Source organism: Streptosporangium carneum (assembly GCF_027922005.1).
Lineage (GTDB): Bacteria > Actinomycetota > Actinomycetes > Streptosporangiales > Streptosporangiaceae > Streptosporangium > Streptosporangium carneum.
Window position 1 is genome coordinate 17,898 of the sequence record NZ_BSEV01000015.1, and the last position, 17,527, is coordinate 35,424.

The 17,527-nt window shown below is 71.0% G+C and carries 12 protein-coding genes; 5 read left to right on the forward strand and 7 right to left on the reverse strand.

Translation table 11 applies throughout. The annotated features are described in order from the left end of the window. Window positions 1-3 precede the first annotated feature (3 nt). From PKF00_RS27395 to PKF00_RS27415, 5 genes are read right to left on the reverse strand one after another with little or no spacing between them, the layout of a single operon-like run. On the reverse strand, window positions 4-915 hold the full coding sequence (locus PKF00_RS27395) for a radical SAM protein (RefSeq protein ID WP_271220529.1): 912 nt from the start codon (window positions 913-915) through the stop codon (window positions 4-6). 7 nt (window positions 916-922) lie between these two features. After that, entirely contained in the window at window positions 923-2,176 is a 1,254-nt protein-coding gene (locus tag PKF00_RS27400) for a DUF6365 family protein (RefSeq protein ID WP_271220530.1), read from the reverse strand. After that, window positions 2,173-2,940, reverse strand: a complete 768-nt coding sequence (locus PKF00_RS27405; RefSeq protein ID WP_271220531.1) for a sugar phosphate nucleotidyltransferase — start codon at window positions 2,938-2,940, stop codon at window positions 2,173-2,175. The genes PKF00_RS27400 and PKF00_RS27405 overlap by 4 nt, the downstream gene beginning before the upstream one ends. After that, window positions 2,937-4,073 carry a radical SAM family protein gene (locus PKF00_RS27410; RefSeq protein WP_271220532.1) on the reverse strand — a complete coding sequence of 379 codons (1,137 nt, stop codon included), beginning with the start codon at window positions 4,071-4,073 and terminating at the stop codon, window positions 2,937-2,939. The genes PKF00_RS27405 and PKF00_RS27410 overlap by 4 nt, the downstream gene beginning before the upstream one ends. A gap of 19 nt (window positions 4,074-4,092) precedes the next feature. Next, window positions 4,093-4,320, reverse strand: a complete 228-nt coding sequence (locus tag PKF00_RS27415) for a hypothetical protein (protein WP_271220533.1) — start codon at window positions 4,318-4,320, stop codon at window positions 4,093-4,095. Between the two features lie 287 nt (window positions 4,321-4,607). Between PKF00_RS27415 and PKF00_RS27420 the strand changes: the two genes are divergently transcribed. Together PKF00_RS27420 and PKF00_RS27425 are read left to right on the forward strand one after the other, a co-directional pair. Further along, the gene (locus tag PKF00_RS27420) at window positions 4,608-5,591 is read left to right on the forward strand and encodes a radical SAM family protein (RefSeq protein ID WP_271220534.1); all 984 of its coding nucleotides are present in this window, start codon (window positions 4,608-4,610) and stop codon (window positions 5,589-5,591) included. Window positions 5,592-5,714: 123 nt separating this feature from the next. Next, window positions 5,715-6,869 carry an alkaline phosphatase PhoX gene (locus PKF00_RS27425; RefSeq protein ID WP_271220535.1) on the forward strand — a complete coding sequence of 385 codons (1,155 nt, stop codon included), beginning with the start codon at window positions 5,715-5,717 and terminating at the stop codon, window positions 6,867-6,869. 71 nt (window positions 6,870-6,940) lie between these two features. On the opposite strand, the gene PKF00_RS27430 is transcribed toward PKF00_RS27425, so the two are convergent. Further along, window positions 6,941-7,954, reverse strand: a complete 1,014-nt coding sequence (locus PKF00_RS27430; RefSeq protein WP_369011188.1) for a zinc-dependent alcohol dehydrogenase family protein — start codon at window positions 7,952-7,954, stop codon at window positions 6,941-6,943. After that, window positions 7,951-8,622 (reverse strand): pyridoxamine 5'-phosphate oxidase family protein, encoded by a 672-nt coding sequence (locus PKF00_RS27435; protein ID WP_271220536.1) that lies wholly within the window; start codon window positions 8,620-8,622, stop codon window positions 7,951-7,953. The genes PKF00_RS27430 and PKF00_RS27435 overlap by 4 nt, the downstream gene beginning before the upstream one ends. Window positions 8,623-9,571: 949 nt before the next feature. On the opposite strand from PKF00_RS27435, the gene PKF00_RS27440 reads away from it, so the two are divergent. From PKF00_RS27440 to PKF00_RS27450, 3 genes are read left to right on the forward strand one after another with little or no spacing between them, the layout of a single operon-like run. Next, window positions 9,572-11,503 (forward strand): DUF4407 domain-containing protein, encoded by a 1,932-nt coding sequence (locus tag PKF00_RS27440; protein WP_271220537.1) that lies wholly within the window; start codon window positions 9,572-9,574, stop codon window positions 11,501-11,503. Window positions 11,504-11,512: 9 nt separating this feature from the next. Further along, entirely contained in the window at window positions 11,513-14,131 is a 2,619-nt protein-coding gene (locus tag PKF00_RS27445) for a P-loop NTPase family protein (RefSeq protein ID WP_271220538.1), read from the forward strand. Continuing rightward, window positions 14,128-17,517, forward strand: a complete 3,390-nt coding sequence (locus tag PKF00_RS27450; RefSeq protein ID WP_271220539.1) for an acetate and sugar kinases/Hsc70/actin family protein — start codon at window positions 14,128-14,130, stop codon at window positions 17,515-17,517. Before PKF00_RS27445 ends, PKF00_RS27450 begins: the two co-directional genes overlap by 4 nt. The last annotated feature ends 10 nt before the right edge of the window (window positions 17,518-17,527 follow it).

Below are 17,527 nucleotides of genomic sequence, written 5' to 3' on the forward strand. Positions count from 1 at the left end.
GGCTCACCCTCCGATGGGAGACGGCTGCTGCAGGCCGAACTCCTGCCAGCCGCGCCGCTCGGCGTACTCGTTGTAGACCCCGCCGCAGCGCGCCCGCAGCGGGCAGCCGTCACAGGGCGGCCCGAACGCGCGCATCTGCGTGTCCATGAACGCGTCGTAGTCGTCGAGGACCTTCCCCTGGTACATCATGCGGATCGAGCGCGTCCCGTCCTCGATGGCCAGCTTCTCGTGCGGGGCGACCACGCACAGCGGGAAGCCCTCCAGCGTCAGCCGCGCCGGAGACTGGGCCATCATCTCGATGACGGGAAGCAGGTGCCGCCGCGTCTCCGCGACCGTGGGCGCCTGCATGTCGAGGGCGAAGAAACCGCTGCCCACCGGATGCAGGTTGGAGATGTTGACATGGTCGACCCCCAGGTCGACGCAGAGGCGGCAGATGTCCATCAGACGCCCCATGTTCATTCGCGTGATGACGGTGTTGGTCCGTACGGCCACGCCCGCCCGCTTGGCGTTGCGGATCCCCTCGATGGTCTCGTCGAATCCGCCGGGGGTCTGGGTCAGGCAGTCCTGGATGACCGAGGTCGACCCGTGGAGGGAGACCACGAACAGCTCGACCCCGTGATCGGCGAGACGGTTGGTGAAGTCGGCGTCCTTCAGCCTGCGCGCGTTCGTCTGGATCTCCACGCGCGGGTACTCCAGCAGCCGGATGGCGCGCAGCAGCTCGAACAGGCGGGGGTGGATCGTCGGCTCCCCGCCGTGGAGGTTGACCGACGTGTAGCCCTGCCCCGCGTTCTCCGCGAGGAAGCGAACCAGGTCGCCGTACTCCACGCTGTCGGTCTTCGCCAGAGGCGAGCCGACGACGCAGAAACCGCACTTCTCGTTGCACAGGTCGGTGATGTGCATGCTCAGCTGTTTCATCGTCACCTCACAACACCAGGCCCACGCGCCGCGCCGCCGAGGCGAAGACCTCGGGCGTGGCGGGATGGGCGGTCAACGTCTCCAGATACGCGGCCCGGTTGCGTGCCAGGTCGTCCTGGACTCCCCGGTCGTAGAGCACTCCGTGCAGCGCCGACAGCACGGCGGGCTCGTCGAGCAGTTCGGCGTGGGCGAACGTCGACAGGTAGGGGTTTCCCGCGACGACCGGATCGAGGAAGCTGTGGAACCCGAGGGGCCACATCCGGAACGGGTACATGGGGAGCGTCCGCGACAGCCACGAGCGCACATCCTCGGAGAGGCCGCCCAGCTCCGCCTCGACCTGGTCGATGTCCGGTTTCTCCGGTACGTCGAACCGGTTGGTGAGCACGACCCCCGGGATGTCGGACAGCACGGCCCTGGCCAGGGTCGTGGCCCCCAGGTTGAGCGTCAGCACCAGGTCGACCGAGCCCAGCAGCACGTTGAACCGGTTCGGCGAACACGCGGGGATGACATGGGCGCGGTCCGTCAGCGCCTCGAGCACCGGCGGTACGCTTCCGACCAGGATGAACCGGGCGCTGGGCGGCAGCTGCCGCAGGTAGTGCACCAGCAGCTCGGGAACCTGCTCGGCCATCCGGTCGCCGTTGTCGTCGGCGTACTTGTCCTGCTGCCAGCCGGCCACGGCCAGCAGCACCATCCGGTCCTCCCGCTCTATGCCGAACGTCTCGCGCAGGTGCGCCCGGGTGCGCCTGCTGACCCGTTCGTTGCCCTCCCAGAGACGGAATGGGAAGGTCTGCGGGCCCTGGTCGAGGTGGCACACGGGCACCGGGCGCAGGTGCGCGGGCATGTCCAGGATCCGCCGGTTGACCGGCATCGCCTTGCCGTGGAAGACGTCGACGGAGAAGGCGGTGTTCGCCCACTCCCAGATGTCGATCGGGATGATCGGCAGGTTGTACCTGTCGATGAACCACGGGTCGAGGCCGTAACGCTTGGGGAAGATCCCGCAGAAGGTGAAGTAGTCCGACAGGACGATCGCCTCGGGGCGGAAGGAGGAGACCACGTCGTCCACGATCAGCGCGGCGAAGCCGCCCATCGAGCGGTCGAGCACCGTGTACGGGAACCCGCTGCCGCGCAGCAGCTTCTCCGACATCGGCTCGATGACGAAGTGACACTCGATGCCCGCGGGCCTGAGCTGGCGCGCCAGCGACATCCCGATCAGCGTCTCGCCGTACCCGGCGCTGCTCATGGCGAAGAAGAGGAGTCTCACGGGCGCACCGCCAGCAGAGAGGGGCCGTCGAGGGACCTGCGGACGCCGAGCGGGGTGCCGACGTCCTGGAAGGATCCGTCCGCGAACTCGACGGCGGCGACCCGCAGGCCACGACGGACCGCGAGGTCGAAGTAGTGACCCAGGACCGGCTCGCCCGAGGTGTCCTGGCGTAGCTCCTCGTGCAGGAGTGAGGCGAAGCCGTCCCCCCAGATCGCCGCCCCCCAGGTGTTCATGACCGGCGGGTCCGCCGGCTTGTCGAACACCCGGTGCACCCGGTCGCCGTGCAGCACGACGGGCCCGAGCCTGTGCGCGTCCCGCGTGGGGAAGACCGCGAGCGCGAGGTCCGCGCCCGTCTCCTCGTAGACGCCGCGCAGCCTGCCGAGCGCGTCGGACGGAGTGAAGATCGTGTCGGGCATCACGAACACGACGTCGCGCTTCTCCGTCCAGCCCCGGGCGAGGTCGAGGGCGTGGGCCAGCCCCCGCGCCTCCTCCTGGAAGAGGTAGGCGACGTCGACGCCGAGATGGCGTCCGTCCCCGATGTAGCTGACCACCTCCAGCTTCCAGGGGGCGACCACCAGGACCGCGCGCCCGACGCCCGCGCGGGCCAGCGACTCCAGCGCGTACTCGGCGACGGGACGCAGCCTGGCGCCGCCGTCCGCGGGCTCGTAGACGATGGGCAGCAGCTCCTTCGGATAGCGCAGCGGAGCCATCCGGGTGCCGCGCCCCGCGGCGGGCACGAGTCCGACGAAGTCCCTGCTCGTCACATGCCGCTCCTCACTGGTTGGGGGACGGGTTGGGGGCCGGTGGGTCGGGGGTCGGCCGGCTGGGGACCGGCGGGGCGGGGGCTGATCGCCGGGGAGCCGACGGGCTGGGACGCGACGGGCTGGGACGCCGGACGGGAGGCGCCGGGAAGCTCGCCGAACCTGACCGCCCTGATGGCGTCGATCAGCTCACGCTGGAACGGGTCCGCCGCGATCTCGCGCAGCCTGGCCCGCCCGTCGAGGGAACGGAGCATCTTGTAGCAGAGATCGCAGCCGTTGGTGAAGGTCGTCCCGCCGAAGAGCTTGCGCACCGCGGGGGAGGAGGCCACCATGCGCGCCACGCCCTGCGGGCCGTACACGCGCAGGAACTGGTACTCGTAGTTGGCGTCCGCGTCGGCGAGGATCTCCTGGAACGACTTCTCGTGCAGGTTGCCTAGGAAGTAGGCGAGGTCGGAGAGACGGACGTACGCTCCGGCCTTGCCGATGTGGCAGGCGGACAGGTCCCCGTTCGGGTTGATCAGCGGAGTCTCCAGATAACAGGAGGAGGAGAAGTGCTCCGGATCGGGGGGCAGGCCCACCTGGTGGGCGGTCTTGATGAACGGGGTGGGGATGACCCGGTCGACGTGCACCCTGACCCGGTCCTCGAACCGCCGGTACATCCCGCGGATCTGCTCCTCCTCGTGGTCCTCCGCGACGGTGATGCAGAGGCTGATCTCCGGAATCTCCCTGGCGAGCGCCCCCTCGATGACGTTCATCACGTACTGGGCGGGGACGCGTTCCTGGTGGTAGACGTCGGTGCTCAGGTAGAGCCGGGTGAGGCCGGGCAGCTGCCCGAGGATCTTGTCGACCGCGGCGCGGGAACGTCCCCAGAAACTGCTGGTGAACACGCATATCCTGGGCTTGCCGGGGTGCCCGGCGGCGGCCCTGACCCCGGACTTGAGCATCCGGAATCGTTGGAAGGGCTCGCCGCCGGTAAAGATGATCTCCGGGATGCCGCTGTCACATGCCTGTGCCACCCAGCGTCCGATCTCCTCCGCCGTCGGCTGGCGGTCCCGCGTCGAGCCGGTGAAACCGCAGTGACTGCAGCCGACAGTGCAGATCTCGGTGACGCTGACCAGGATCGAGTTGTAGTACACGACACCCCCTGGATCGGGTTTAGTAGTAACTGCCGCCGGGCTCGCGGTCCTTGATGACCGTGTGCGCCTCGACGGCAGGCCTGAGCAGCCCGGCGCCCGCCAGCTCCTTGATCTGGTCGATGTGCTCGGCGCCGAGGTTGTACTCGGTCGCGACCGACTCCGGGTCGCTGAGCAGCTGCTCGGCGAACAGCGGGTCGGAGGCCGCGCGTTGCACGAGGTCACGTACGCGTGGAGACGACTCGCTCATAGGCCCTCCCATGGGGTGGATGGTGTGCACCCATCGGGATGCACACGATCAAGGTATGAAGCGGGTCATCCGGGAACCACCGCCTCGCATGCGTATTCCGGGCAGGGCTCCGGGAGGAGACCGGCCAGGCCGACGGCCGACCGCCGCCGACCGTATGGCCTAGACGATCGGTCGGATGGCCTAGGCGTTCACCGGCGACGGCGTAGCCGGGTGCGACGACACAAGGCCGTGTTCCGGGCGGCGAACGGGCCGGTGCCGGACGGCGTGCGGCGGCGTATGGTCTGGGCATGCTCAGATTCGCCGAGCTCGAGGCTCTGCGGCGCGAACGCGGCAGGTCGGCGCTGCTGTTCGTCACCGACCGCTGTCCGGTCGGGTGCGCCCACTGCTCGGTCGACTCCCGTCCCGACGGTCCCCGGATCACCGACTACCCGCTCTTCGAGGAGATGGTCGAGGGGCTCTGCTCGGACGACGCGCTGCGGGTGGTCGGCGTCTCCGGCGGCGAGCCTTTCGTGGAGCGCCGCGGGCTCACCTACGCCGCCCGGCGGATCAACGAGTCGGGCAAGGCGCTCGTGCCCTACACCAGCGGTCACTGGGGAGCCGGTGGAAGGCCGCCGGAGTGGATCCGCGAGGTTCTGCGCCTGTCCGCCTGCGTCGTCCTCGGCGTCGACGCCCACCACACGAGCCCGCCGCGCGCCGTGGTGGCGGCCCTCTGCGCCGTCGCCGCGGAGGGCGCGTGGATCGTCGCCCAGGTGCTGGACGACCCGGCCCAGGTCGAGGCCGCGGAAGCCCTCCTTGAGGAGGCGCTGGGCGAGGGCTGGCGGGACCTGGCCGAGGTCAACCCGGTCCTGCCGCTGCCGTACGGCCGCGCCTCCGGCCTGTTCCCCGAGAGTCGCCGCGTGCCCGGTGCGAGCCTCGGGCGGTGCGCGATCGTGAACTCCCCGACGGTGCGCTACGACGGACGGATATCGGCCTGCTGCGACGAGAAGGTCATCATGGGGGCGGGGCCGTCCGACCTGCACCGCCTGGCCCGTGACCGAGAGGGGGCGCGCGAGGCGCTCGCCGACCTGGCCGCCGATCCCCTCCTCACCGTGCTGGGCTCGCACGGCGCGCAGGCGCTCACGGCGCTGCCCCGTTACCGTGACCTCGCCGACCACGGCTTCTCCGGCATCTGCGGGCTGTGCTGGCGCATGCTCAGGCGAGCCGCGGGGGAGCGGGAGGCGGTGTTGCGCGCGCTGGCGTCCCTGCCGGGGGCCACGGGCGGTGAGTCCTGAATCACCCTGGGTGGGAGGCGTTCGGGGGGCGCTCATCTCGTGTTCAGCGCTGATTCCCCTGAGCCTCCTATCGTCGGCGGGGCCGCGGCAGAAAAGCACTCCGACCCCCCAGGAGGTTCGCCGATGCAACGCCGTACGTTCCTGCGCGCCTCGGTGCTCGGTGCGAGCACCGTCGCCTTCACCGGAAGCCTCTGGCACAGCGCCCTGGCCGCGCCCGCCCAGAACGCCACCGGCCCCTACGGTTCCCTGCTGGCCGCCGACGCCAACGGCATCCAGCTGCCCAGCGGCTTCACCAGCCAGGTCGTCGCCCGCTCCACGCAGGCGGTCCCGGGCACCTCGTACATCTGGCACAGCGCGCCGGACGGCGGCGCCTGCTTCGCCGACGGCAGCGGCTGGATCTACGTGTCGAACTCCGAGGTGAACCCCGGCGGCGGCGCCTCGGCGATCCGGTTCGACTCCGGCGGCTCCGTCGTCTCCGCCTCCTCCATCCTGTCCGGAACCCGGCAGAACTGCGCGGGAGGCGCGACGCCGTGGAACACCTGGCTGTCCTGTGAGGAGGTCAGCCTGGGCTTCGTCTACGAGACCTATCCGTTCGGGGGGACGGCGGTGCAGCGGCCCGCGATGGGCCGCTTCAAGCACGAGGCGGCCGCGGCGGACCCCGTCCGTCAGGTGATCTACCTGACGGAGGACGAGACCAACGGCAGGTTCTACCGTTTCATCCCCACCACGTGGGGCAACCTGTCGTCCGGGACCCTTCAGGTGCTCGTGGCGGGCTCCGCCACCTCGGGATCGTTCACCTGGGCGAACGTCCCCGACCCCGACGGTTCCCCGACCGCGACCCGCAGCCAGGTCTCCGGGTCCAAGTCGTTCAACGGCGGCGAGGGCTGCCACTACGCCGACGACACGGTCTGGTTCACCACCAAGGGCGACAACCGGGTCTGGCAGATCAACCTGCTGAACAACACCTACGAGCTCGCCTACGACGACAGCCTCGTCAGCCCCGGCACCGCCCCGCTGACCGGGGTGGACAACATCACCGGCTCCACCTTCGGGGATCTCTACGTCGCCGAGGACGGCGGCAACATGGAGATCTGCCTGATCACCCCCGACGACAAGATCTCGGTCTTCCTGCGGATCAACGGGCAGAGCTCCTCGGAGATCACCGGTCCCGCCTTCAACCCGGCGGGCAACCGGCTCTACTTCTCCTCGCAGCGGGGCACCACGGGCTCCTCCTCCGGGGGGATCACCTACTGCGTGAGCGGCCCCTTCCGCACCTGACGGCCCTCGCGCCCCCGGGCATCCCGCTCCGCGCCCGACGACCGGCCGGCGCGGAGCGTCCGGGGGCGGGATCACCTGACAAGCACGGCGGCCCCTTCGACGCGGTCGGCGGCCAGGTCGCTCAGCGCCTGGTCCGCCGCGTCGAAGGGGTAGGCGACCGTCGTGACCTCCGGCGGGTGGGCCGAGGCCTGGTCGAGGTACGCCCGGCCGTCGGCGCGGGTGTTGGCGGTGACGCTGCGCAGCGTCCGCTCCTGGAACAGGTGACGCCGGTAGTTCAGCACCGGGATGTCGCTGAGGTGGATGCCCGCGACGGCGAGGGTGCCGCCCCGGTCCAGGGCCTCCAGCGCGACCGGCACCAGCTCTCCGACGGGCGCGAACAGGATCGAGGCGTCCAGCGGCTCCGGAGGCGCGTCCGCCGCGTCCTGCGCGGAGGACGCCCCGAGCCTCATGGCCAGCTCGCGTGCCCGGGCGGAGCGGGTCATGACGTGCACGGCCGCGCCCTGGGCGACGGCGAGCTGGGCGGTCAGGTGGGCCGACGCGCCGAAGCCGTAGACGCCGAGGCGGCCGCCCGGGGGCAGGTCGCAGCGGAGCAGGGCGCGGTATCCGATGATCCCGGCGCACAGCAGCGGGGCCAGCCTCTCCGCGGGCGTCTCCTCGGGAACCGGATAGACGTACTCCTCGCGGGCGGTGAGGTAGCCGGCGTAGCCGCCGTCGGCGTCCCAGCCGGTGTAGGCCGACAGGGGGCAGAGGTTCTCCGCGCCCCTGAGGCAGTGACGGCAGCGCCCGCAGGTCGAGCGGAGCCAGGCCACGCCGACACGGGCGCCGGGTTCGAGCCGTACCGCGTCCTGGCCGCGTGCCACCACCCGCCCGACGGCTTCGTGACCCGGCACGGTTCTCGGGCGTCTGGGGGGCAGGTCGCCCTCGGCGAGGTGGAGGTCGGTCCGGCAGACGGCGCACGCCTCGACCTCGATCAGCACCTCGCCGGGGCCGGGGGCGGGGACCGGGAGCCGGACCCGCTCGAGGGGACGCGAGGCCACCGGCCCCGGGCGGGCCACCACCCAGGCGTCCATCTCCCCGAGGTTCACGGTGCGTTCCTGATCCGCCGTCCGGTGATCTCCACGGCGACGATCCTGATGTACAGGTCGCGCTCGCCGCCCGCCCACGGCAGGACGCCCGAGGCGACGGCCGAGGCGCGCTCGTCCGCTGTGACGTGGTGGGCGCCGCCGCGCACCAGCACGCTCCAGCCCTCGCGGTTGACCTCGTCGATCCTGTCGACCTCGAACGCGATCTTGAACTCGACGCCCCGGACGCCGGTGCGCAGGTTCTCGTCCAGCGGGCCGCCGAAGGAGGTACGGAAGATCACCGCACCGTCCCGCACCACGTAGTTGACGGGCAGGATCGCCGGTCCGCCCGGCTCGTCGAAGGCCACCCTGCCGACGCCGCCCGGGGAGACGAGCCGCAGGCACTCGTCGGCGTCCAGCTTCTCGAGGTGGGGGTGGGCGCCGGGAAGGCCGCGTCCCGGCGGCAGGTCGACCAGCCCGCCGAGCAGTTCGTCGACCCCGGTCCCCAGGGCCGCGGCCAGACGTCTGACCGTCTCCGCGGTCGGGGAGGCGGGGGTCTCCTCCAGGTATCCGAGGTAGCCGGGGTCGATGTCCGCCTGAGCCGCGAGCTGCTCGCGGCTCAGGCCCAGCCTCTCGCGCCGGTCCGCCACCCGGCGGCCCAGGTCGCCGGGGGCCGTCATGCGTTCTGCCATCGAAGTCTCCTGAGGAATCGCGGTCTCCAGCGGAAGCGGGAAAGGGGACGGGCCGTCCTCGACGAGGAGGCCGGGGTCCCTCTCCGCTCCCGGTCACTTCCGTGCCTCCCCCCGCCGTCCGCGCCTAATCCGCGGGGCGGGCCCGGCCCGTCGCGTCCCTGTCATTCCAGTCGTTCCGCGGTCACCCGCGAAGGGCCGTAAGTCCTCACCGGCCGGGTCTTTCGACCGGCCTGGCCGTGCGGCCCGGCCATCGGCGGGCTCGTCGGCCCGTCAGGCGTCCCGGCGGCGGCGGGGAGCGACACGCGGTGCTCCCGGCGATTCCCGTCCGTCCTCGAAGAGGATTGAAACAATCTACATTGTAAAGGCAATTGGCGCTTCAGGCGCGATGAATCCTGTGCGCGTCCGCCCTCGCGTCATCGCAAGCGGGTACCCTATAAGGCCATTTCTCGCGAATTGTGATGTTGTGTATTTTTCTGGGAAATAACAAAGGGGTGAGGCGCCCGTCGGGTCCTCGGGGCCGACGGGCGCGGGAGTGGTCGTCGGCCGTGCGGGCAGGGTGTTCCTCGTCGGGACGGCCCTCCGCGCACTCCTGTCCGCTAAGTAGTAGAGTGCCGGAAAAGAGCGGTTTGCGGCTTTCGATAAAAAGTTTTCTGGGGCGTGTTCTGGAGCGCGCCGCCGGGATCCCTCGCTTAGACTAACCACGGATCGAAAGACAAACCCTCATATATATGCATTCGATCGGTGGGCATATTGCATCGTTCCAGCACAGACGCCTCTCGAGGGCCGTGGGGGCCCGCAGCTCGTGGGGCGCGGGCGGGGGTCTCGGAGGTCCTGGGGCGGAAGCCGGTCGCGGGGCGGTGCTCGACGGAGCCGATCGGGAGAAGGATGCCGGAGATCACGACGTTGAATGAGACACGCGGCGGCGTCGGACCGAGGTGCTGCTGAGTCGATGACGGAAGACAACCAGTTCCGTGATTACGCCGCGCCCGAAAGTGACTTCACCTGGTCCCCGCCTCCGCGGAACGGCGCCGCGTCGTCGCGTGAGCAGGAAGCGTGGGGCGGCGGGTCCGTGCCGCCCGGCGGTCCCAACGGGACCCGCCCCTACGAGAGCGTCGTCACCGGCGGCCCCGATGGAACCCGTCCCTACGAGGGGGGCGTCACTGACGGCCTGAGGTTCCCCGGGAACGGCTCCGACACGACGGCTCCGCCGGACGAGGGGGCCGCCGGGACGAGGGACGACGACGCCGGCCGTACCCGCTCCTTCAGGCAGCCCCGGGACAGGCGGTCCCAGGACGGGCCCCGGGACGGGGAGGACGGTTCCGGCCGTTCGGCCGTCTCGGGCAACGGCTCCACCGCGTCGCCTTCCGGCGGCGACCCGGGCGCGTACCACACCGACTGGACCGCCAACGACCCGACGGCCGCCTACCACACCGTCCGTGACGAAACCGTTCGTGACGAAACCGTTCGTGACGAAACCGTTCGTGACGAGACCCGCGAGTTCGTCGGGCCCCACGTCGAGCCCGACGACGGCCGGGACGCCGGACGGGAACGCCCCCGCGGGCCGGGCGCGCTGTACGAGCCGTTCACCGACGCCCTGTACGGGCTGCGGGACAGGCTCAGGTTCAGGCGGGAGCCCCGGCCGGAGCCGGCGGAGGCGCGCACCCCGGCCCGGGACGACGCCGAGTTCGACGCCGTCAAGAGCTACCGGGTGCCGTTCGTCTCCCGCCCCTTCCTGTGGTGCGCGGGCGCGGACCCCGCACTCATCCCGAACCGTAGCGAGCTGTACCGCTACTCGACGACCGGCATCTTCGTCTGCCTGGTCTCGCTCATCGCCACGACGATGTTCGCGGTCTTCGCCTCGGTCATCAACGGGGGGTTCTCTCCAGGGATCGTCCCGTTCGCGGTGATCTGGGGCATCCTCATCTTCTGGATCGACCGGTCGATCGTCGCCGAGCCCAGCTACGGCAAGGTGCTGTCCGGCGCCGACCAGAGCGGGCTGCTCGACCCGGTGCGCGTGAGCAGGAAACCAGGCTGGCTGACCTACCTGATGCGGGGCGTCCTCGCCCTGGGCGTCTCCTTCATCATCGCGGAGGCGGTGACGCTGCTCATCTTCCAGTCGGAGGTCCGCGACCAGCTGGCCTTCACCAAGACCGCCCGCACCGAGCAGATCGACGCCAAGTTCAAGGCCGAGGACGAGGACAAGCGCAAGCAGATCGACGCCAAGTACGACCGTGTCGAGCTCTGCGCCACCGCCAGGAGCAAGGAGCGCACGCGGGACGCGGCGCTGAAGAAGAAGCAGGACGAGTCCCTGGGGAAGAAGGGCCAGGGTCTCAGCGGCACCGTCGGATTCGGCCCGATAGCCACCAAGCTGGAGGCCGACTACAACAAGGCCCAGCGGGAGTACGTCGAGGCCCAGGGCAGGTGCGACACGGCCCGCGACGCGGCGAGCAAGGACTTCAGGGACTTCCAGGCAGCCGAACGCCCGAGGCGGGAGGACGAACGCCGCCAGGTGAGCAGGAACACCGGCTGGGTCGCCCAGGAGGCCGCGCTCCACGAGTTCATCGACAACAGCGGCAGCCCCATCGTCGTCGCCCTGCCGTGGGTGCTGAGGATAACCCTCCTGCTGCTCGACCTGCTGCCGCTCGGCGTCAAGCTTCTCGGCGGACCGACCGTCTACGAGCGACGGCTGCGAGAGCAGGCCTACAGCCAGGCATACGAGACGCAGCGGCTGCGCGAGGCCCACATCGCCAGGATCGACATGAGGTACGACCTCGACCGGCTGAGCACGCGGGCCGACTACGACCGTGGGCGTGACGACATCCGCAACGGTTCCCGTCGCGGCACTCGGGGGACTCGCACATATCGCAACCAGGATCTCTGAGGAGTCTCTTTGACCGATTACCACGCCCGGAACGGCGGATCGGCCTCCTCTCCGACCACCGACCACCGGGCGGCGATCGGCCGTTACCGCGAGCTCGCGGACCGGGCGATGACCGCCCTCGGGCAGGAGGAGGTTCCGGACGCGGCGGCCGTACGGCAGGCCTACGACCGGGCCGCGGGTCTCGCCGCGAAGCTGAGGGAACGCTGCGCGAAACCCGTGTCCGTCGGGATCGTCGGGGAGTACAGCGCGGGCAAGTCCATGCTGCTCGGCACGCTACTCGGCAGGCCGGGGCTGCTGCCGACCTCGGGCTCGCCGACCACGGGGAACGTGACGGTGCTGCGCGTCGAGCCGGCCGCGTCAGGGGAGGGCACCAGGCTGCGCTCCGCCAGGATCGAGTATCTCACCCGCGACGAGCTCGCCGAGGCCGTCGGCTACATCATGGACGAGCTGGTCAGGACCGTCCAGCGGGCCGGAGGCGGCAGGGACGTCTCGGCGCTGGCGGGCTACAACCCCGTCAGGGACGGCTGGGACGTCCTGAACCGGTGGGCGGAGACCACCCTGGACTGGGCGGCGATGGAGAACTCCAGGCTCCTGGGGATCACCCTGGAGCTGACCCGGATCCGCGACGCGCTGAGACTCGCCGGGGAGTTCGTGCTGGCCGGTCACTCCGGGCTCGCCCTGCCGGTCGAGGTGGACATGCTCAGGGAAGCGCTCGACATCGAGGACATCCGGGACCTGCCGCGAAGCTTCCCGCGCGCCGCGCAGGGATTCCCCGTCTCTCCCCGTGACGTGTTGACGGCCTCGACGCTGCGGGTCACCTTCACCCTGATCCGCAGGGTCGTCTGCCAGGTGGCGGTCGCCGAGGGGGACTGGGCGGGGCCGCTGCCGGGGGACGGCTCCGCGGCCGAGCTGTGCGACCTGCCGGGTCTCGGCGCGACCGCGGTCCGCGACGAGTACCTCAGCGTCAGGGAACTCGACGAGATCGACGCCATCGTGATCGTGCTGCCCTCGCACAGGGCCGAGCGCGACGACGCCCGGCAGTTCTACTCGCTGCTGGAACGCAACCGCAGGAGCAAGGGCGCGCTCAGCGAGTCGATCCTGGTCGCGGCCAACTGCTTCGACCTGCTCCAGCCGCCGGACTCCCTGCACACGGGCGTGGCCGACCTGGTCGCGGCCTCCCGCGACCTGTCCTCCCTGCACAGGATGGCGACGACGCTCAACGGGCGCAGGGAGGACAGGGTCGCCTTCACCTCCTCGCTCGTCACGATCGCCACCCGGGGCCTGCCGTACGACACGGCGGGCGAGGAGGGCGACAAGATCACGAAGTCGCTGGGGGCGGCCGGAGCCCAGGCCGAGCGGTGGAAGCGGATCGCCGACGACCTGTCGTTGACCGATCCCGGTCATCCCTACACCGCGGCGCTCAGGGAGTTCGGGCGCGACGGCGGCGCCGCCGGGCTGCGCGCCATGCTCGACAGGCACGTGCGGACCTATGGCGTGTTCCTCAAGCACGAGGCGGTGGCGCCGGTCGCCGCGGACCTGCTGGTCGCCCTGCGCACGCTCGACCGGATGCTGCGCCCCTCCCTTCCCGGCGCCTCAGGAGACGCGGGGGACACCGGCTCCCTGACCGCGCTGTTCAGGTCGATCGAGGAGGAGACCTCCCGCACGGTCAGATCCCTGGGGCTGCTGGAGGACCCCGAGCGCCTCTCGGCCGACGGCACGCACGTCCTCCCGGGGGAGGGGACCGCCGTGCTCGACCTCGCGCGGGCCAGCGCCACCTACGACGTGTTCACCTGGAAGGAGTGGCAGCAGTACCGGGAGCGGGTCAGGGACGACGGACTGATCGGGCCGCCGCTCGCCAGGCGGCAGGCGCGGGAGACGGCGTCCGGACCGCGGTTCGGCATCGCGCGCGCCATGCCCACGGAGGCCGACGCCACCGCGCCGGACACCACGGAACGGCTCTTCGGCAGGTTCCAGCCCACGTGCGTCCGCGCCGTCGGCACGGCCAGGGAGATCTACCTGGACGCCGTCGCGGCCTGGGCGGAGCGGCGTCACCGCGAACTGGCCCAGGTGCGCGAGCGGCTGCGGGACCCCGGGACGCGCGCCCCCCTCGAACGGCTGCTCGCGGAACTCGACCCGGGGGACGGCGGCGAGGCGCGCAGGCACAACCTGCTCGGCCTGGCCGCGATGGACTGGCTTCCCGAGGCCGCCGCCGGTCTGCTGCCCGTGCCCGTACCCCTGTCGGAGGCCGAGGCGGCGCAGGTCGCCGAGCGTTTTCCGCTGCGGACCGCGCACGCGCTGCCCTGGCACGGCGAGCGCAGGAACATCGGCGGCGACGCGGGCATCAGGGTCGTCACCCACCAGATGAACATCTTCAGGGTGCGCGGCGACATCGTCGCCGCGGTCAACCACTACCTGCGACGGCGCCTGCTGGCGGACGCGGTCAGGCTGGGCAGGGAGCTGCGCGTGGAGCTGCAGGAGCTCCGCAACGCCATCCCCGCCGAGGAGAACATCCGGCGTCTCGCGCGACGGCGGACACAGGGGAACAGACGCGCCGCCTCCCCTTCGAGGGGGCCGATCCGCGACCTGCTCGACGAATGGGGCGACGAGCCCGGAGGGAAGACCCGATGACCGTGCGCCTGCTGTTCGCCGGGCCCCAGGACGGGGAGAGCGAGGAGACCGCCCCCGGCGTTTTCGTGATCTTCGAGGTGAACGGGGAGTACCGCCTGCCCGACGTCTTCGTCGAACCGGACGGGGTCGCGCACGCCGTGGACGTCCAGGGGCCCGGGCCGCAGCCCCCGGGCGACGAGGTGGCCGCGGAGGTCGCCAAGCTGTACGCGCTGCCCGGCTGGCGGCCGCGCCCCGTCCCGGGACGCTACCTGCTCGTCCAGGGCCCCTCCGTCCCGGTCACCGCCCTCGGGTTCGGCGGTGAACGGGTCGTCAGGATGGCCTGGTGGCTCGGCGCCGCCGGATCGCCTCCCCAGGAGTTCTCGCTCGAACTCCGGTTCATGCCGCCCGGCGCGCGTCCCGCGCAGGGGGCGGGCGGGAACAAGGACGCCGCCCGGCGGGTCGAGCCCATCGGCGAGCCGCGACGGCACGAACGCTTCTTCGGGCACGCGGCGATCGACTTCGGAACCTCCTCCTCGACCGTCACCCTGTACGACAGGACCGGCGGGCAGCGTCTGGAGATGGACGAGCAGCAGTTCGAGGTGCTGCTGGAGGGGTTTCACCGCCTGCTCCTCAACGGTCCCGAAGGGCCGCACGAAGCCGACTGGCCGCAGGTGCGCCACGACATCGTGCAGGGCTTCGCCGCCCGGCTCAACTCGCTGCTCGGCTTCTCCGGCACCGGTGACTCCGTCCAGGTCACCGTCAAGGAGGACGGCGTCGAGGTGCTCCACCCCGGGTTCCACTACCTGCCCGTCGCGCCCGTCCGCTACCGGGACGTGCTCTGCAGGGAGCTCGACCTGGCGATCTCGCAGATGGACGAGAAGCTCGGCACGGCGTACGCGACGAGCCTCGACAGGTGCTACGCCGACGCCTTCGGGACGCCCGCGCTGAGCTCGCTGTACCTGTACCAGGTCGTCTTCGACGGCGACTCGCCCGAGATCTCCAGCGAGATCAAGGTGCTCGAGGGATCGCCGCTGCGCGCGGTGCTCGGAGACGGAGCCGACCGTGTGGTGCGCGGCTATCCCGGGCTCAAGCGGGCGTTCTCCAGGCCGCGCGAACTGCCCGAGCTGCCGGTGGAGGGAGGGCGTCCCATGACCACCGACATGTTGCTGATGCACGCCTACAACGACCTGGTGGACAAGACCATCGAGCACGGCAACGAGAAGCGGTCGGCCGAGTGGGGGATCCGCGGGCTGAAGCACCTCGTGCTGACCTATCCCACCACGCTGCCGCCCTCGGGGCGCCGCGCGCTGGAGAAGATGGCACAGTCGAGCCTCAGGATGACCAAGGTGACCACGACGTTCGACGAGGCCGTGGCGGCGGCGCTCTTCTTCGTCATGCGCGACTTCGGCGGCGAGTCCGACACCGGCATCGAGCCGTTCCGCGCCCGCTCGAGGCGTGTGCGGCAGGGCCGCCCGGCCTGGCGGCAGAACATGCTGGTCATCGACATCGGCGGCGGGACCACCGACGTCGCCCTGTTCGCCCTGCACCTGCTGGACCAGCGGGTCCCCGCGCACGAGGTCACCGAGGAGTTCTTCGGCCGCCACTACGTGATCCGCCCCGAGGTCCGCGGCTCGACCGGTCATCCGCAGCTCGGCGGGGACCTGCTGACCCTGAGGGTCTTCCACTGGCTGAAGGCGGAGATCGCGGACGCGCTGATGGCGCTGGGCGCGGCGGACAAGGAGGACGCCTGGCTGCGTCACTGGCCGCCGTCCCACGTCGACGTCAACGGAACCCCGCGTCCCATCGCCCCGGCCTTCATCGCCAACCCCGACCCCGGCCCCCGGCCGGGACAGGTCTGGGAGGCGCTGCGGGACCTCCTGCCCACGCACAGCCCGGCCCTCGGGGCGGCGGGCGAGCGCGCCGCCCCGGGGCGCGCGTTCTTCCGGCTGTGGCAGGAGGCGGAGCAGGCCAAGAGGCTCCTGGGCGCGGGCAGGGAGTACACCCTGCCCAAGACCAAACTGCAGGAGGTGCTCAACAACATCGACGGCCGGTCGCGTCCGCCCGCCGCGCTGGTCGACCGGCTCGGGCACACCGTGGTCACCCTGGTGCCCGAGCAGTTCGAGCACCTCGCCACCCCCGTCATCACGGCCGCGGTCGACATCGCGCTCACCACGTTCAGCGCTCAGCGCCGCAGAGAGCCGGACGAGCCCATCGACATCGTCGCCCTGTCGGGCAAGACCAGCACGATGCCGCTGGTCGAGCGCATCGTGGCCAGACGGTTGCGCGAGCTGACCGTGGACGGCGTCGGCGCGGGCCCGACCCCCCGGCTGGTCGTCGAGCGCCGTTACGCCAAGCAGGCGACCTCCATCGGGGCCTGCTGGGCCCACAGCTTCAGCCGGTACGCCGACATCGAGAGCCAGGGGGCGGGCTCGGGGCGGAAGGCCGCCGCGGAGCAGCACGACGACAGCGGCAGGCGGCTGAGGGCGGGGCAGAACGTCGTCGGCATCGCCGTGGACAACCTGCTCCAGAGTCTCCCGTGCGACTTCTCCCTGCAGAACACCGACACCCGGGTGGAGATGCTGCTCAACGCGGGCGACCGGCTCGACATCGCCGACCGCACGGGACGACTGTCGGTCCGTACGGCGTGGCGGTCGATGAAGAAGGACATCCAGATCCACCGTGAGCTGGGCGGCGACCGGGGCGAGTCCATCGAGTGGGGGCGCTTCACCTTCGACAGCAACGAGGACAGGCTCACCCGCGCCAACGTCGACTGGGGGAGGATCCGCTTCCAGATCGAGATCAACCAGGAGCTCGAACCGGTCATCCACCTGTGCCAGGAGGGCAACCCGATCTACCTCCTCGACGGCGGGTCCGGCGACGTCGGGACGGTGCTCGAGGGCGGGCGCTCAGGGACCCGGCTCGAGGTCACGGGGCTGCCCGCCGCCATTCACGTCAGGAGGACTCCCGACGCGCTGGACGACAGGGAGACCGTCGAGCTCTTCCCGATCCTGGCTCCGGGCGAGGACACCAGGCGTCACCTGCGCTCCGACCTCCTGGAGAGCGGGGGCGACGGCAGGGTGTTCGCGGGCGCGATCGCCCCCGGCTGGCTGCCGTCGCCCGTCGAGGAGCACGGCGCGGCGACCTGGGACTTCGTCTGGGTCGACGCGTACGGCAACGTCTCCCCGCTGTTCCGGAGATCCGCGCCCCGTAGGGATTCGCACGTGCGTTACCACGTCACCCTCGACTACCTGGGGCGGTTACGGATCAACGTCGGCCACCCCCGGTACCTGCCCGCCCGCAGGCTCACCGACCTGGCCGACTATCCCGGTTCGGTGTTCACCGCCGCGATGGAGCCGGGTGACCCGTTCGGCAAGCCAGAGTGGGAGCCGTTCACCGGTGACCACTGACCTTCGACAG

Bases quoted from the DNA above. Each gene is read 5' to 3' on its own strand.
- PKF00_RS27395 (WP_271220529.1), bottom strand. From the start codon at position 915: ATGAAACAGCTGAGCATGCACATCACCGACCTGTGCAACGAGAAGTGC.
- PKF00_RS27415 (WP_271220533.1), bottom strand. From the start codon at position 4,320: ATGAGCGAGTCGTCTCCACGCGTACGTGACCTCGTGCAACGCGCGGCC.
- PKF00_RS27420 (WP_271220534.1), top strand. From the start codon at position 4,608: ATGCTCAGATTCGCCGAGCTCGAGGCTCTGCGGCGCGAACGCGGCAGG.
- PKF00_RS27425 (WP_271220535.1), top strand. From the start codon at position 5,715: ATGCAACGCCGTACGTTCCTGCGCGCCTCGGTGCTCGGTGCGAGCACC.
- PKF00_RS27435 (WP_271220536.1), bottom strand. From the start codon at position 8,622: ATGGCAGAACGCATGACGGCCCCCGGCGACCTGGGCCGCCGGGTGGCG.
- PKF00_RS27440 (WP_271220537.1), top strand. From the start codon at position 9,572: ATGACGGAAGACAACCAGTTCCGTGATTACGCCGCGCCCGAAAGTGAC.
- PKF00_RS27450 (WP_271220539.1), top strand. From the start codon at position 14,128: ATGACCGTGCGCCTGCTGTTCGCCGGGCCCCAGGACGGGGAGAGCGAG.